Source organism: Curtobacterium sp. Leaf183, assembly GCF_001424385.1.
Taxonomy (GTDB): domain Bacteria; phylum Actinomycetota; class Actinomycetes; order Actinomycetales; family Microbacteriaceae; genus Curtobacterium.
Genome location: NZ_LMPO01000007.1, coordinates 43542 through 59225, shown reverse-complemented (window position 1 = coordinate 59225; position 15684 = coordinate 43542). Strand labels below are relative to the sequence as shown.

16 protein-coding genes are annotated in these 15684 nt (G+C 72.7%); 10 read left to right on the top strand and 6 right to left on the bottom strand.

What is annotated here, in order from left to right; all coding sequences use genetic code 11:
* The first annotated feature begins 185 nt into the window (after nt 1-185).
* The 3 genes from ASG04_RS04610 to ASG04_RS04600 are packed head-to-tail and all read left to right on the top strand — an operon-like array spanning nt 186 to nt 1769.
* Nucleotides 186-1169, top strand: a complete 984-nt coding sequence (locus tag ASG04_RS04610) for an NAD-dependent epimerase/dehydratase family protein (protein WP_056120962.1) — start codon at nt 186-188, stop codon at nt 1167-1169.
* A 19-nt stretch (nt 1170-1188) separates the two neighbouring features.
* Nucleotides 1189-1428 (top strand): hypothetical protein, encoded by a 240-nt coding sequence (locus tag ASG04_RS04605; protein ID WP_056120960.1) that lies wholly within the window; start codon nt 1189-1191, stop codon nt 1426-1428.
* The gene (locus tag ASG04_RS04600; protein ID WP_056120957.1) at nt 1425-1769 is read left to right on the top strand and encodes a type II toxin-antitoxin system PemK/MazF family toxin; all 345 of its coding nucleotides are present in this window, start codon (nt 1425-1427) and stop codon (nt 1767-1769) included. The genes ASG04_RS04605 and ASG04_RS04600 overlap by 4 nt, the downstream gene beginning before the upstream one ends.
* Before the next feature lie 254 nt (nt 1770-2023).
* Here the strand turns inward: ASG04_RS04600 and ASG04_RS04595 are convergent, their stop codons facing one another.
* Nucleotides 2024-3568, bottom strand: coding sequence for a PucR family transcriptional regulator (locus ASG04_RS04595; RefSeq protein WP_056120956.1), 1545 nt, complete (start codon nt 3566-3568; stop codon nt 2024-2026).
* A gap of 92 nt (nt 3569-3660) precedes the next feature.
* Between ASG04_RS04595 and gabT the strand changes: the two genes are divergently transcribed.
* The 3 genes from gabT to ASG04_RS04580 are packed head-to-tail and all read left to right on the top strand — an operon-like array spanning nt 3661 to nt 7897.
* Entirely contained in the window at nt 3661-5016 is a 1356-nt protein-coding gene (gene gabT, locus ASG04_RS04590; RefSeq protein ID WP_056120954.1) for a 4-aminobutyrate--2-oxoglutarate transaminase, read from the top strand.
* The gene (locus ASG04_RS04585; protein ID WP_056120952.1) at nt 5013-6530 is read left to right on the top strand and encodes an NAD-dependent succinate-semialdehyde dehydrogenase; all 1518 of its coding nucleotides are present in this window, start codon (nt 5013-5015) and stop codon (nt 6528-6530) included. The genes gabT and ASG04_RS04585 overlap by 4 nt, the downstream gene beginning before the upstream one ends.
* Nucleotides 6527-7897: a flavin monoamine oxidase family protein gene (locus tag ASG04_RS04580; RefSeq protein WP_056120950.1), complete on the top strand. Its 1371-nt coding sequence runs from the start codon at nt 6527-6529 to the stop codon at nt 7895-7897. Before ASG04_RS04585 ends, ASG04_RS04580 begins: the two co-directional genes overlap by 4 nt.
* Nucleotides 7898-7960: 63 nt before the next feature.
* Here the strand turns inward: ASG04_RS04580 and ASG04_RS04575 are convergent, their stop codons facing one another.
* Nucleotides 7961-8491: a GNAT family N-acetyltransferase gene (locus ASG04_RS04575; protein ID WP_056120949.1), complete on the bottom strand. Its 531-nt coding sequence runs from the start codon at nt 8489-8491 to the stop codon at nt 7961-7963.
* Between the two features lie 90 nt (nt 8492-8581).
* On the opposite strand from ASG04_RS04575, the gene ASG04_RS04570 reads away from it, so the two are divergent.
* Both ASG04_RS04570 and ASG04_RS17315 read left to right on the top strand, forming a co-directional pair.
* The gene (locus ASG04_RS04570; protein ID WP_056120947.1) at nt 8582-10072 is read left to right on the top strand and encodes a hypothetical protein; all 1491 of its coding nucleotides are present in this window, start codon (nt 8582-8584) and stop codon (nt 10070-10072) included.
* Between the two features lie 184 nt (nt 10073-10256).
* Nucleotides 10257-10415, top strand: a complete 159-nt coding sequence (locus ASG04_RS17315; protein WP_156463530.1) for a hypothetical protein — start codon at nt 10257-10259, stop codon at nt 10413-10415.
* 69 nt (nt 10416-10484) lie between these two features.
* On the opposite strand, the gene ASG04_RS04565 is transcribed toward ASG04_RS17315, so the two are convergent.
* The gene (locus ASG04_RS04565; protein WP_056121586.1) at nt 10485-11855 is read right to left on the bottom strand and encodes an NAD-dependent succinate-semialdehyde dehydrogenase; all 1371 of its coding nucleotides are present in this window, start codon (nt 11853-11855) and stop codon (nt 10485-10487) included.
* A 243-nt stretch (nt 11856-12098) separates the two neighbouring features.
* Between ASG04_RS04565 and ASG04_RS04560 the strand changes: the two genes are divergently transcribed.
* Complete coding sequence (locus tag ASG04_RS04560; RefSeq protein ID WP_156463529.1) at nt 12099-13205, top strand: alpha/beta hydrolase; 1107 nt, start codon at nt 12099-12101, stop codon at nt 13203-13205.
* Between the two features lie 58 nt (nt 13206-13263).
* Here the strand turns inward: ASG04_RS04560 and ASG04_RS04555 are convergent, their stop codons facing one another.
* A complete protein-coding gene (locus tag ASG04_RS04555; protein WP_056120943.1) occupies nt 13264-14115 on the bottom strand; it encodes a phosphotransferase in 852 nt (283 codons plus the stop codon).
* A gap of 32 nt (nt 14116-14147) precedes the next feature.
* Here ASG04_RS04555 and ASG04_RS04550 point away from each other — a divergent pair, with 32 nt between their 5' ends.
* Nucleotides 14148-14588 carry a VOC family protein gene (locus tag ASG04_RS04550; RefSeq protein ID WP_056120941.1) on the top strand — a complete coding sequence of 147 codons (441 nt, stop codon included), beginning with the start codon at nt 14148-14150 and terminating at the stop codon, nt 14586-14588.
* Here the strand turns inward: ASG04_RS04550 and ASG04_RS04545 are convergent.
* The gene (locus ASG04_RS04545) at nt 14557-15111 is read right to left on the bottom strand and encodes a hypothetical protein (protein ID WP_056120939.1); all 555 of its coding nucleotides are present in this window, start codon (nt 15109-15111) and stop codon (nt 14557-14559) included. The two genes, ASG04_RS04550 and ASG04_RS04545, sit on opposite strands and share 32 nt — an antisense overlap.
* A complete protein-coding gene (locus ASG04_RS04540) occupies nt 15104-15589 on the bottom strand; it encodes a tetratricopeptide repeat protein (protein ID WP_056120937.1) in 486 nt (161 codons plus the stop codon). The genes ASG04_RS04545 and ASG04_RS04540 overlap by 8 nt, the downstream gene beginning before the upstream one ends.
* Nucleotides 15590-15684: the final 95 nt, after the last annotated feature.

Sequence of the window (15684 nt, the reverse complement as noted above, 5' to 3'; positions counted from 1 at the left end):
TCGCCGCGGCGGCTCGCCGGGCCGCGATCGCGGCACCGTCCCGTCGCCGAGCCGGACCGCCGGGCCGCGATCGCGGCACCGTCCCGTCGCCGAGGCGGACAGCCGGGCCCCTGGCAGGCCGGCACCGAGCCTCCCGTCCGTCCGGGGTGGCCCCGGCACATGCACACGCGCCTACGCTCGCCCGCATGAGCAGCAGCAAGCGCATCGTCGTCATCGGCGGCAGCGGACACATCGGCACGTTCCTGGTCCCTCGGCTCGTCCGCGCCGGTCACCACGTCGTGAACATCAGCCGCGGACAGCGCCGCGCGTACGCGGAGTCCCCGGAGTGGGACCAGGTCGAGCAGGTCGTCGCCGACCGCGAGCAGGAGGACCGCGACGGCACCTTCCCAGACCGCGTCGTCGGACTCCGCCCCGACGTGGTCGTCGACCTGGTGTGCTTCACGCTCGAGTCGGCCACGGCCCTGGTCGAACGGCTGCGCGGATCCGACGTGCACCTGCTGCACTGCGGTTCGATCTGGCGTGCCGGGCCGAGCCAGGTGCTCCCGGTCACCGAGGAGAACGCCACGCCCCCGGTCGGGACCTACGGCGTCGAGAAGGACCGGATCGCCCGGATGCTCAAGAAGGAAACTGCCGATGGTGGTGTCGTCACGACCTCGCTCCACCCCGGGCACATCAGCGGCCCCGGATGGGCGCCGATCGGCCCGGTCGGCAACCTCGACCCGTCGGTGTGGCGCACCCTGGCGACCGGCGAGACCCTGGCGATCCCGGGCATCGGCACCGAGACCATGGCCCACGTGCACGCCGACGACGTCGCCCAGGCGTTCGAACGCGCGATCGAGCACCGCGATGCCGCATCCGGCGAGGACTTCACGGTGGTCGCGTCCGACGCCCTGAACGTGCGCGGGTACGCGGCGCTCGCCGCGTCGTGGTTCGGCCAGGAGGCCCGGCTCGAGTCCGTCCCGTGGGACCGGTTCCGCGAGACCACCGACCAGGACGCGGCCGGCGCGAGCTGGGACCACCTGTCCCGCAGTCAGGTGTTCAGCATCGACAAGGCGCGACGTCTGCTCGGGTACCAGCCGCGGTACACGGCCGGCGAGACGGTGGAGTCGGCGGTCCGCTGGCTCGTCGAGCACGGCGAGCTCGAGATCCCGGCCTCACTAGGGCGGTGATACCGGTTATACTCACCCCATGAAGAAGGCCATCTCGGTTCCGGACGCCGACTTCGAACGATTCGAACGCGTGGCGCGTGCCCATGGCATGAACCGTTCGGAGTTCTACCGCACCGCGGCCACTCGGTTCGCAGACCAGCTCGAGGGGACGTCCGAGCTCACGGCACTCGCCGACGCTGCGCTCACGAAGGCCGGAGGTGACGACGACCTGTTCGTGCGGGAGAACGAGCGGCTCCGGTCCGGAGGGACGACCTGGTGATCGAACGAGGCGACGTGGTGTGGGCCGACTTCGGTTCCCCTCGCGGCTCCGAGCCCGCGAAGGTGCGTCCGTGCGTGGTCCTGCAGGCCGACTGGCTGACGGCGTCATCGATCCAGACAGTCCTCACGGTTCCGCTCACCTCGAACACCGCGCTCGAGCAGTTCCCCGGCAACGTGCTGGTGCCCCCGGGCTCGTCCGGTTTGGACCGTGACTCGGTGGCGAACGTCACACAGGTCGGACCCGTGAGTCGGGAGTTCCTCGACCCGCACCCGGTCGGCATGCTCCCCGCCTACCTGCTCGGACAGGTCGAGGCGGGGGTGCGACTCGTCCTCGGCGTCTGACGGCGGACGGGAGGCCCGTGGCGGCGGTGATCCGCGCCTCCGGTCCGTCTGCTGGTCACGCATCCGACGCGAGTCGCTCCATCCGCAGACCGACGGCTCCGGCGACCGTGCGGACGACGAGGTCGTCGCGCTCCGCGCGCGACCGGGTGGCCGACCAGGACGGAGCCGTTCGCGGCGGCGTCGATCTGCGCGGGACGTTCCCCGGGAGACAGGCGACGGCGGGGTGCACACGGGAACAGCCGAGACAGGGGCTCTCAGTCGGCGGACAGGGCGACGAAGGCGGCCCAGACGTCGGCGCGGGTGGCGAACAGGCCGAGGTCACGGTCGAGCAGCCGACCCGCGTGCGCGACCCGTGCCCGGGCGGTGTGCCGGTGCACGCCGAGGACCTGCGCTGCGCGGTCGTACTCGCAGTCCTGCTCGAGCCAGGTGCGGACGGTCCGGGTCAGGTCGGAGCCGGCAGCGGCGTCGTGGTCGGTCAGCGGGGCGAGGAACGCGCGGGCGATGTCGGACGCGTCGGTGTGGGCGAGGTGCGCCAGGACGCCGTCGCGCGCCAGGTCCCCGAACTCCACGATGCCGGGGCGACCCTCGCGCGAGCGGTCGAGCGCGCGGACGGCCTCGGCGCGGGCTCGCCCGAAGGACCCGTAGGCGGCCCCGTCGGACAGCCCGACGTGCAGGTCGTACCGCTCGGTCAGTCGACGGACGGTGTCCACGCCGTCGTCGTCCGCGCCGATGCACAGGAACAGGGCGTCATCGACCGCGAAGAAGAGCTGCCCGGGGCGGTCCTGCACCCAGAGTTCGAGGAGGTCGACCACGGCGTCGCGGTCCTCGTCGTCCACGTGGACGGCGGCGACGCGGACCGGTGCGGCGGGGAGCGGCCCCCAGAGCTCGCGCGAGGTCGTCTCGACCACGTCGTGGTTGCCGGACGACAGCATCGTCAGGAGCCCGGTGCGCAGCAGTCCGCGTGCACGTCCGAGCTCGCGGTTCTGCTGCAGCGCCAGACCCGCGAGCGCGATGACGGCGGTGACGACCTCGCGTCCGGCGTGGTCGAGCGTGCCGGTCGCGATGGCGAGGACGCCGTCCAGGTGTCCGCCCGACCCGAGCGTCTGCAGTGTGAAACCCCCTGTGGCGGTGCTCACCGGGAGGCTCGCGCGCTGTCCGCCGCGCAGGAGCCGGGCGCCCTCCTCCTGCAGCTGGGTGCGCTCGACCGCGGCGATGCCGTCGGGCGGGAAGGCACGGTCGATGCGCCCGGAGACGTCGAGCAGCCCGACCCAGCAGTCGAGCTGTCGCGAGAGCTCGGCCAGCGTCGCGCCGAGGCCGTCCGGCCGCATGGCGGCGAACGAGATCGCGCGCTGCGCGGCGAGGGCCCACGCGTCGCGGGCGTTCGCGTCCTTCGCCACGGACTCGGCGTTCGCCTGCGCGACCTGGATGAACGAGGTCGCGTACGGCACCTCGAACAGCGGGAGCCCGTGGGTCCGGCAGGCATCGACGAGGGCATCCGGCGTCCCGGCGCGGACGACCTCGGTGCCGAAGCCGAGTGCCACGACGCCGTGGGCCGTCAGCCGGCGGACGTAGTCGTCGGCGATGCCGGGCGGCACCTCGGCGTCCGGGCCGAACTGTGTCCCCGTCGTCAGGAGCGCCTGGCCCGCGGCGAGGAAGGGCGTGGGGTCGGGCAGGTCGGAGCTGTGCAGCCAGGCGATCGGCACGTCCGACGACCGGGCGGCGGTGGTGTCCCGGACGTCGGTCAGCAGCCGGAGGCCGAGGTCTCGGCGGGCGAGCAGGGATCGCAGCGTCGCGGGCATGGCGCAACTGTATCCACCACGGCGAAACCCACGGCGGTGGGTGGCCACGGTGGACGGTGGGGTGTGCCCTCTCCGGCTCGTAGCATCGCCGGATGTCGACCACAGCCGTCCACCCCACCACCACCGGCGGACCGGGCCTGGCGCAGGAGCGCCGCCTCGTGACCACGGTCCCCGGACCGCGGTCCACGGAGCTGCTCGCACGCAAGGCCGCCGCCGTGCCAACGGGGGTCGGTGTCGCGGTGCCGATCGCCGTGGTGGCCGCGGGCGGCGGGGTCGTCGTCGACGCCGACGGCAACTCGCTCATCGACCTGGGCTCGGGCATCGCCGTCACCACGGTCGGGAACGCCCACCCCGGCGTCGTCGCTGCCGTCACCGCGCAGGCGGCGGCGTTCACCCACACCTGCTTCACGATCGCCGCCTACGACGGGTACGTCGAGGTGGCCGAGGCGCTCAACCGGCTGACCCCGGGCGACCACGACAAGCGCACGGCGCTGTTCAACTCCGGCGCCGAGGCCGTCGAGAACGCGGTGAAGATCGCCAGGAGCCACACCGGGCGGCAGGCCGTCGTGGTGTTCGACCACGCGTACCACGGACGCACGAACCTGACGCTGGCACTCACGGCGAAGAACCAGCCGTACAAGAGCGGCTTCGGCCCGTTCGCACCCGAGGTCTACCGCGTGCCGATGTCCTACCCGTACCGTGACGGCCTGTCCGGCGCCGAAGCGGCGAAGCGCGCGATCACCCAGATCGAGAAGCAGGTCGGGGCCGAGAACACCGCCGCGGTGCTGATCGAGCCCATCCAGGGCGAGGGCGGCTTCGTCGTCCCGGCCGAGGGGTTCCTGCCGGCCATCGCCGCGTGGGCCCGAGCGAACGACGTGGTCTTCATCGCCGACGAGATCCAGACCGGCTTCGCACGGACGGGGGCCATGTTCGCCAGCGACCACGAGGGCGTCGTGCCGGACGTCGTCACCACCGCCAAGGGCATCGCCGGCGGACTGCCGCTGTCCGCCGTCACCGGTCGCGCCGAGATCATGGACTCCCCGCAGGTCGGCGGCATCGGCGGGACCTACGGCGGCAACCCGATCGCGTGCGCGGCAGCCCTCGCCGCGATCGACGCGTTCGAACACGACGACCTGGTCGAGCGCGCACGCCGGATCGAGCGGATCCTCCTCGACACGCTCCGTGCGGCGCAGGCGGACGACCCGCGGATCGGCGACGTGCGTGGCCGGGGGGCGATGATCGCGATGGAGCTGGTGGACCCCGTCACCGGTGACCCGGACCCCGGGCTGACCGGGCGGGTGGTGCGGTACGCCTTCGAGCACGGCGTCATCGCGCTGACCGCCGGCACCTACGGCAACGTCCTGCGCTTCCTGCCGCCGCTCGCGATCGACGACGCCCTGCTGACCGAGGGCCTCGGCGTCGTGCTCGAAGGGCTGGCACAGGCATGAGCGCCAGCACTGAACAGGACCTGCTGTCCCGCGTGCCCACCGGGCTGTTCATCGACGGCTCGTGGCAGCCGTCGTCGGACGGAGCCACCTTCGCCGTCCACGACCCGTCGACCGGAGCGGTGCTGGCCGACGTGGCGAGCGCGACGGCCGACGACGGGCTCCGTGCGCTCGCCGCAGCCGACCGCGCCCGAGCCGACTGGGCCGCCACGCCACCCCGGAAGCGCGGGGAACTGCTGCGCGCCGCCTTCGACCTGCTGCAGGAGCGCCGTGCGGACTTCGCGCTCCTGATGACCCTGGAGATGGGCAAGCCCCTGGCCGAGGCGGACGGCGAGGTCACCTACGGCGGCGAGTTCCTGCGCTGGTTCTCGGAAGAGGCGGTCCGGATCGGCGGTTCGTACGGCACCAACCCCGAGGGCACCGGTCGGGCGACCGTCTCGCACAAGCCCGTCGGGCCCGCGTACCTGATCACCCCGTGGAACTTCCCCCTCGCGATGGCGACGCGCAAGATCGCGCCCGCGCTGGCCGCCGGCTGCACGGTGGTCGTCAAGCCCGCCGAACTCACGCCGCTCACCACCCTGCTGTTCGTGGACCTGCTGCGCGAAGTCGGTGTGCCGGACGGTGTCGTGAACGTCGTGCCGACGAGTGACGCGCGTGCGGTGTCCGAGCCGGTGATCGCCGACCCGCGACTCCGGAAGCTGTCGTTCACGGGGTCGACCCCCGTCGGTCGGACGCTCATGGCGCAGGCCTCCGCGAACGTCCTGCGTACGAGCATGGAACTCGGCGGCAACGCACCGTTCCTGGTCTTCGCCGACGCCGACCTGGACGAGGCCGTGACCGGTGCCCTCGCGGCGAAGTTCCGGAACACCGGGCAGGCCTGCACCGCGGCGAACCGGTTCATCGTGCACGAGGACGTCGCCGAGGAGTTCGCCCGCCGGGTCACCGAGCGCGTGCAGGCGATGCGCGTCGGCCGCGGCACCGAGGACGGCGTCGCGATCGGTCCGCTGATCGACACCCGCGCGGTCGCCAAGGCCGAGCGGCTCGTCACCGACGCCGTGGCCCGTGGCGCCGTCGTCCGCACCGGTGGAACGGCGCTCGACGGACCCGGCACGTTCTTCGCGCCGACCGTGCTGACGGACGTGCAGCCGGGCAGCGAGATCCTGCGCGACGAGATCTTCGGCCCGGTCCTGGCGATCAGCACCTTCGCCACCGAGGACCAGGCCGTCCGCGCGGCCAACGACACCGAGTACGGTCTCGTGGCGTACGCCTTCACCGAGGACCCGGCCCGTGGGCATCGGCTGATGGAGCGGCTCGAGACCGGCATGCTCGGCCTGAACACCGGGGTCGTGTCGAACGCCTCGGCACCCTTCGGTGGCGTGAAGCAGTCCGGCACCGGTCGCGAGGGCGGCGCCGAGGGCATCCACGAGTACCTCGAGACGATGTACACCCTGACGCCGGACCCGTTCCGGCAGCGCACCGCCCAGGGCACCACGACCGGACAGGGAGCACAGCGATGACCGAGAGCGACGTCGTCGTCATCGGGGCCGGCGTGACCGGGCTCGTCGCCGCCACCCGCCTGCGTGCCCAGGGCCGCACGGTCACGGTGCTCGAGGCCCGCGACCGCGTCGGCGGCCGCACGTGGACGGACGACATCGAGGGCGTCACGCTCGAGATCGGCGGCCAGTGGGTCTCGCCCGACCAGACCGCGCTGCTCGAGACCCTCGAGGAGCTCGGCCTCGACACGGTCGACCGGTACCGCGAGGGGTCGAGCGTGTACGTCGACGCCGACGGCAACCGGACGGAGTACACCGGCGACGTCTTCCCGCTGCCCGAGGCCACCGCGAACGAGGTCGAGCGGCTCGTGGCGGTCGTCGACGTGTTCGTCGCCACCGTCGACCCGGCCGAGCCCTGGGCAGCGCCGGACGCCGAGCGACTCGACGAGGTCTCCTTCCGCGATTGGCTGCACGGTCTGAGCGACGACCGCGTCGCGACGGAGAACGTCGCGCTGTTCATCGCCGGCGCGATGCTGACCAAGCCCGCGCACGCGTTCTCCGCATTGCAGGCGCTGCTGATGGCCGCGTCTGCCGGCAGCTTCTCGAACCTGGTCGACGCCGACTTCATCCTCGACAAGCGCGTCGTCGGCGGCATGCAGCAGGTCTCCGAACGGCTGGCCGCGCAGCTCGGCGACGCCGTGCACCTGAACGCGCCCGTCCGGACGCTCCGCTGGACCGACGACGGTGTCGTCGCGCTCGCCGACGGCGGCGTCGAGGTGCACGCGCAGCAGGCCCTGTTGGCGGTCCCGCCGCCGCTCTACAGCCGGATCACGTTCGAGCCGCCGCTGCCCCGCCGCCAGCACCAGCTCCACCAGCACCTGTCGATGGGGTTCGTGATCAAGGTGCAGGCGGTGTACGACCGGCCGTTCTGGCGCGATGCCGGCCTGTCCGGCACGGCGTTCAGCCCCTACGAGCTCGTGCACGAGGCGTACGACAACACGACGCACGGTTCGGCGCAGGGCGCCATCGTGGGCTTCGTGTCCGACGTGCATGCCGACGCCGTCCTCGCGCTGCCCGCGGAGGAGCGCAAGGCACGGATCCTCGCCTCGCTCGTCGACTACTACGGACCCCGGGCGGCCGACCCCGTCGTCTACCACGAGAGCGACTGGGGCACCGAGGAGTGGACCCGCGGCGCGTACGCGGCGAGCTTCGACCTGGGCGGCCTGGTCCGCTACGGTGCCGACCAGCGCGCGGCCGTGGGGCCGATCCGCTTCGCGTCGAGCGACCTGGCCGGCGCCGGCTACCAGCACGTCGACGGTGCGGTCCGGATGGGCCGCCAGGCGGCGGCCGAGATCGTGGCCGTCCTGCCGCAGCCGGCCACCGTCCGGTAGTCACCCCGTGGCGGACGGGAGGCCCGGTGCCAACTGGCACCGGGCCTCCCGTCCGTCAGGCGGTCAGGACCGCCGCATGTCGAGCGTCGGTCCGAGGGTCCCGGGGAACTCGTCGCCGACGACCGTGAAGCCGGCCTTCTCGTAGCCGCGGATCGCTCGCGCGTTGCGGGCATGGACGGTGAGTCGCACCGGCGCGGCCGCCCATGCGCCGATCGCGTCGACGAGGGCACCGACGACCCCGTGTCCGCGGTGCTCCGGCGCGACGTAGACGCCGACGACGGCACAGCCGTCGACGTGGACGGGACGACCTTCGAAGTCGTCGTCGCCCGCACGCTCGCGGAGTCCCGTGGCGGTGCCGATCCATGTGCCAGACCCGTCCTCGGCGATGAACTGCCGAGCCGTTGCCGCATCGCCGGCATCGTCCGAGCCGCCGGCGGCGCGGTCCCGCCAGAACATGTCCGGCAGGGCTGTCGTGTGCTCGACGGAGTCGACGAACGCCATCGCGGCGACCGGGTCCTGCACGGCGCGGAGGCGGAGTTCGCGGACGCGCTCCCACTCGTCGGCGTGGATCGGGCGGACGGTGATCGGAGCCATCCCGGCAGTCTGCCAGTCCGCTCCCGGACAGCGTCGACCGAACACGACATGATCGACATGAGGGCTACTCGGGCCCCACCAGGAGGACCAATGCCGCAGTCGGCACGCACACCGTTCATCGCTGTCGGCCTCGTGTTGGGTGTGCTCGGCTCGACGCTCGCCGCGCAACCCGCGGTCGCAGCCGACGACCACCCGCCGATCATCGGGATGATCGCGAACACGACTGCGCCGGACCGGTTCCAGCAGCCCCAGCTCTACGGAGACGGGGACATCGACCTCGTCACCGCGAACCGGAAGCGCATCGAGCTCCGCTTCCGTGACCCGGCGAACGCGGACTGGTCGAGGGAGATCGCCTTCGAGCGCACCGACAGCGCCGACCTCTCCGTCGGCACGGTCACCGTCGAACACGCCAGCCGCTGGGAGGTCCGCGACGTCGCGTTCGACGCGTCCGGCACCCTCACGCGCTTCGACATCACGTTCCTCTCCGCGGGCTACAGCCCCGCGAACGCGTCGTTCGGGCAGGTCAGGATGGGCGAGCCGGAGCAGGCCGTCCGCTTCTCGAGCACGGACCTCACCTGGCCGCAGACCGCCGTCGGCAGCACCCGCATCTGGGCGACCCAGGCCCTCCACAACGCGTCGGGGACACCGCAGCGCCTCGGTCGCGCCGTCCTCGGTGGGATGCACGCAGGTGACTTCGCGCTCGCGGACGACACCTGCAGCGGGACGACCCTCGTCGCCGGTGCGACCTGCACCGTGCGTGTCGGGTTCTCGCCGCGGGTCGGCGGTCCCCGTGTCGCCAGCCTCGGGATCCCCGTCGGGGGGACGACGGTGAGCGCCTCGCTCGCCGGGACGTCGCCGGTCGGGACGAGCAGGCTCACGGTGAGTGGCGACAACTGGATCGCCCTGAACCGCACGCGTGTGGACGCCGACGGGCCGCTCGCGATGTTCCAGGGGTCGAACGGTCCCGGCACCGCGGTGTTCTCGTCACAGCAGGTCTACTCGACGACGACGGCCTTCAGCAGACTCGAACTCGCGCCGTTGGACTCGTCGGTGCTCCACGACGGGACCTTCCGCGTGGGCGACCATGAGGACGGGGCGCCGCTCTTGCTCGACATCAGCCGAGCCAGTCGGGACTGCAACGGCACCCAGGGGACCGCCACGATCTCCGACCTCGCCCTCGCTCCCGACGGGTCGGTCGACCGTGCTCGCGTGCGGTTCTCCGTCGCCTGCGGCAACGACACCCGCCCCGGTCCGGTGTCCGGTGAGCTGCTCTGGCGGTCCCGGACCGACGTCACCGCGCCGCGCGGTGCCAGCCCGGTGAGCGTCTCGACCACGGGGACGCCGAAGGTCACCTGGGGGAAGTCGTCTTCGGGGGACGCCGCGACGACGATCGTGCGACTCGTGCCCGGTGACGAGACTGGTGCGACGCCGACCTCGGGCTCGGCGGTGGCGGCGAGCAGCGCCGCTGGTTCCGCGACGATCGCCGGACTGCCGGCAGGCCGTCAGTACTCGGTGATGGTGTGGGTCGTGGACCGCACCGGCAACGTGAGCGGCGTCCTGCGACGGTCGCTGACCACCTGACCACCTGACCACCTGACCCACGACCTGGCCCCTCCCGTCATCGCGGCGGAGAGGTCGTGCACGGCGGCCAGTCGGAGCGCGTGCATCCGCGCCCTCGCTGGCTCGGACGGTGTCCTCTGGTGTCACCGCAGTCCCGCATCGGCCCTGGGCGGACGAGGCAGGGCGCGCGCGTACCGTGCGCGACATGAGCGACACGACACCTGACGGATCCAGCCAGCCCACCGACGACGAGCAGCAGTACACCGACGACCTGCCGGACGGGTCCTCGACGGGGAACGCCACCGAGGACCCGGCGCAGGACAGCGACCCGGACTCCGGCGGGGAGCCCGCGGACCCGCAGTGACGAGGTGACGGACAGGAGGCCCGGTGCCAGCTGGCACCGGGCCTCCTGTCCGTCATGTGCTGCGGTCCGTCAGCCGATCCGGATCAGCTTCTTGTTGACGAACTCGTCGGCCCCCAGGGCGCCGAGCTCACGGCCGAAGCCGCTGCCCTTGACCCCGCCGAACGGCAGCTCGGGGCTGTCCGCGCCGACGATGTTGACGTAGACCATGCCGGCCTCGATGCGGTCGGCGACCCGGAGGGCCTGGTCGGCGTCGGTGGTGAAGAGGTAGGAGCCCAGGCCGTACGGGGTGTCGTTGGCGAGCCGGACGGCGTCGTCCTCGTCCGCGACGCGGTACACGGCTGCCACGGGTCCGAAGAACTCCTCGCGGTAGGCGTCGTTGTCCGCTGTGACACCGGTCAGGACGGTCGGGGTGAACGCGTTTCCGATGCGCTCGCCGCCGGTCTCGACGGTCGCTCCCTGGGCGGTCGCGGCCTCGAGCTGCTCCTGGAGTCGGTCGGCGGCGGCCGGCGAGGACAGCGGGCCGAGCTCGGCACCCGGCGTGGACGGGTCGGTCGGGGTGACGGCAGCCATGGCGGTGGTGAACTTCGCCAGGAAGTCGTCGTACAGGTGGTCGGCCACCAGGAAGCGCTTGGCGGCGTTGCAGACCTGCCCGTTGCCCTCGAGCCGCGTGGCGACGGCGGACGCGACGACGGCGTCCAGGTCGTCGGTCGAGAGCAGGATGAACGGGTCGGACCCGCCGAGCTCGAGCACGACCTTCGTCAGGTTGCGGCCGGCGATCTCGGCGACGGCGGCACCGGCGCGGGCGGACCCGGTGAGGGAGACGCCCTGCACGCGCGGATCGGCGATGACGTCCGCGACCTGGTCGTTCGAGGCGAACACGTTCGTGTAGGCGCCCGCGGGGAACCCGGCGTCGTGGAAGATGCGTTCCACCGCCAGGGCCGACTCGGGACACTGCGGCGCGTGCTTCAGCAGGACCGTGTTGCCGATGAGCAGGTTCGGGCCGGCGAACCGGGCGATCTGGTAGGCGGGGAAGTTCCACGGCATGATCCCGAGCAGCACGCCGACCGAGTCCTTCCGGATGAACGCGCTGCCGACCGACCCGGATGCCAGGGTGATGGGCTGGTCGGCGAGGAACTCCTCGGCGTGGTCGGCGTGGTGGTCGTAGATGTCCGCGCAGAAGTCGACCTCGCCCAGGGCCTGCTCGATCGGCTTCGCCATCTCGCGCACGATCGTCGCCGCCAGGTCCGCACGCCGTTCGCGGTAGAGCTCGGCGACACGGTGCAGCAGCGCCGCGCGGTCGGCCACCGTGCTGGTGTCCTCGGCGTGCGCGCGGTCGGCGGTGCTGATCGCGTCCGACAGCTCGGCGTCGGTGATCGTCGGGAAGGTGCGGAGCACCTCGCCGCTGGTGGGGTCGGTGACGGCGTAGATCGTGTCGCTCATGGTTCCCTCGTGTCGGACGTGGTCGTCGGTCAGGTGCTCGGTGACGCCGGTCGGGGAACTGTACCGGCGGGGCACGCGCGACCGGACCAGCCATGACGTCCACGAAGCACGAGGGCGCTGTACTCCAGGGCGATCGCTCGCCGGCTGCTCGACACCAGCTGGGACCCGGCGAGGAGGACCTTCAGCCCGGCGCACCGCTCCGGAGGCCTGCTCCCGGCGCTGCTCCCTACGCTCGGCATTCCCATGCAGCACACAACTCGCTCCAAGGCCGTCGTTGCCGTCGTCGTGGCCATGACGGTCCTGACGGCGGTGAACGTCGGCGTCGCGGCGACCTGGTGGGGCCGGTCCTCGTCGGCGGCGGCACCCGTGGATGCCGGGACGACGGCCACGGCGACGCCGCTGCCGACGTCGAGCCCGCGCAACCCGCCCTCGACGCCGGCCGTCTCCGACGCCGGCATCCCGGCCGCCGAGGCGCCGGGCACGACCACCGCTCCGGCGACCGCCGACCTGGCGTCCACCTGGACGCCACCGGCGGGCATGCCGACCGCCGGTCGTCTGCTGCACGTGACGATCCCGGCGACCCGCTCCCACTTCACCGCGCGCGACGCCCTGCTCTACCTGCCGCCGGCCGCGCTCACCGCCGCCCCGCCCCACCTGCCGGTCGTCGTGCTGCTGTCCGGGCAGTCCCGCGGCGCCGGACCGGAGGACCTGCAGACCGGTGGGCACATCGAGGAGACGATGGACGCGCTCGCCGCCCTGCACCGTGGACTCGCGCCGATCGTGGTCGTACCGGATCAGCTCGGCCCGGAGTCCGCCAACCCGATGTGCGTCGACGGTCCGCTCGGCAACAGCCGGACCTACCTGCTGCACGACGTCCCGGCCTGGGTCACGACGCACCTGCGCGTGCAGTCCGGTGCCGGCGCGTGGACGATCGGCGGGTTCTCGCAGGGCGGTACGTGCGCGATCCAGCTCGGCGCGGGTGACCCGGCGCGGTTCGGGAACCTCATCGACGTCTCGGGCGAGGCCGGCCCGACCCTGGGATCCGTGGCGACCACGATCGCCGAGGGCTTCTCGGGGGACGCGGCCGCCTACCGGGCGGCGCAGCCGGCGGCACTGCTCGCCGCGCACGGACCGTACCGGGCGTCGAACGCGTTCTTCGCGGCCGGCGCCGACGACCACGTCTACGGGCAGTTCACCCCGGTGCAGGCGCAGCGGGCACGGGCAGCCGGCATGCACGTGACGACGTGGATCCTGCCGGGCGCCCGGCACAACTGGGCGACCGCGGGCCCCGCGCTCGCTGCCGGGCTGAGCTGGCTGATGCCGCTGGTGGGCCTGGCCCCCGGGCGCTGAGTCCGCAGGCCCGGAGGTCGCCGGTGTCGACCAGGCGATCACCGACGGCAGCGGGCGGTCAGTCGAAGGCGCTGAGGGCGTCCGCGAGCATGCTGTGGCCCTGTCGCTCGAAGCGCTCGTCGCCGACCGTGAAGGCCCAGACCGCCGTGCCCACCGCTTCGCGCAGCTGCAGCCAGCGCCAGGCGTCGGGCTCGCGGGGGTCGTCCCCGTAGCCGTCGAGGAACGCCCGCTCGAGCTCGGGCTCGTGCTGCCAGTGCAGGACGGCCAGTCGTGTCAGGTCGGCGGCCGGGGGACGCAGCGCGAACCGGCCGAAGTCGATCGCGCGCAGCTGTCCCCGGTCGACGATCCAGTTCCGGGGGTGCCAGTCCCCGTGGGTCGGGACGACCGTCGCGGGCCCGGGTTCGGAGCGCTCGAGCAGGCGCCGAGCACGGTCCGCGACCGCGGCGGGGATCCGGTGCGGCGACGACAGCGCGGCGGTGGCCTTCGCTGTCTCGGCGCGCAGGAAGCCGTCGTCTCGGACCGCGTGCTGGTCGTGGAAACGGCGGAGCAGCGTCCCAGCCTGCCGGTGGACGTCGGGGGAGTGCTCGTCGTCGGTGCCGAGTGCCAGGTGGCCCGGGACCCGGTCGAGCACCAGGACACGCAGGTCCTCGTCCGCGGTGCGCAGCGCACCGGTGTCCCCGGAGGCGACGAGCCCCGCGGTCCACCGGCGGTGTGCGAGCAGCTCCCGTGGGAAGTGAGTGTTGGTCGGCCCGGACGCCTTGACCGTCACGTCGTGCTCGGCGCCCTCGACGTGCAGCACGACCGTGTCGAGCAGCCCCCAGGACTCGATCGCGGTGACGGTCGCGCCGGGGACCGTCCGGCGGACGAAGTCGACCTGTGCGCCGTCGAGTCCGGTGCTGCCCCACTGCATGCGCTCACCGTACCGAGGACGATGATGTCGGGATGACCGACCCCATCGTCACGCCGCTCGGCTTCGCCCACGTGCGACTGACCGTGACCGACATCCGCCGCAGCAAGGCCTTCTACGAGCAGCTGTTCGGGATGGCGCCCGGCAGCGACTTCAGTGACCAGATCGACGACCCGACCGTCCACGACGACCCCTGGCGCACCTACGGCGGGTGCTCGTTCACGTTCGGCGGTCAGACGCTCGGGCTCCGCCCGGTGGCACCCGTCGGCGACCGGTTCGACCCGGACCGCGTCGGGCTGGACCACGTCTCCTTCCGCGTGGGCTCCGTGGACGACCTGCACGCGGCCGTCGAGCGCCTGGACGCGGCCGGCATCGCGCACGGCGGGGTCACCGACCTGCCGCCGTTCGGGCTCGTCATCCTGTCCGTGCAGGACCCCGACGACGTCAACCTGGAGTTCGCAGCGCCCCAGGGATGACGTGGTCGAGGACCCGCCGCGCCACCTCGGCGGCCGTCAGGTCGTCGGTGGCGACCACCAGTTCGTCCAGGTCCGCACGGGCCTGCCGTTCCTGCAGCCCGACGCACCGTTCCAGGTGCCACCGGAGTTCCGCGGCACGCGAGCTGTCGTACCGGAGTCGCAGACGGGCCTCCAGGGTCTGCGCGCTGGCGACCAGCCGGACCGAGCGGATGCGCATCCCCGTCGCGTCTGCGTACCGACGCATGTCCTTCGGGTCGGCGATGACGCCGCTCATCACGAGCTGCCGTGGACCTGCGCGACGGTAGTTCGCCCAGACCGCCGCGATGTTCTGCGCCTCGACGGCCGTGTTGTTCGGGTCGTCCGCCGCGACGGGCCACGACCGGTGGAACCAGTCCACGTCCATCAGGCTGAACGGCCGACCCGCGGCGGCGAGGAGGTTCCCGACGTGGTCGAGGACCGAGGTCTTCCCGACCCCGTACGAGCCGTTGAGGAAGAGCGCTGCTGACGAACCGTCGTCAGTCATCGGTGAGCGCTGCGGCGTATGCGCGGACGGACCGGTGGTAGCGCGGCAGGGTGGGTTCGACGGCTTCGATCGCGACACGGAGTGCCTCGTCGTGACGGCCCGCGCTGTGCAGGGCGAGCGCCAGGAAGACCCTCGGGGCAGCCCCCGTCGCCGGGTGGGTCGGAGCGTGCTCGAGCATGGCGATCGCCTCGTCGAGACGACCGAGGTTCCGCAGGGTCGATGCGTGCTGCACGACCATCTGCGCGGCGCGTGTCGGGTCCACGGCGTCCAGACCCGCTGCCGTGGCGGCCGTGTAGTGGGTGTCGGCCTCGGCCTCGTGTCCACCCGAGTCACACGCGCCGCCGAGCTCGAACGCACCGAGCGCGAGGTGCGGGGCGGCGTCGGCGAGCACCCGCATCCGGTCGATCCGCTGCTCGTCGTCGACGGTCTCGTCTGCCCACAGCGCCGCGACGGCGCGTTCCCAGTCGTCGGTGTCCATCGCCCCAGGCTACGAGGTCGTCGTCAACCGGGGGGTGGGCCGGAAGGCGCGCGGTGTCACCCGGACGTCCAGGTCCGTCCAGCCGAGCTGGCGTT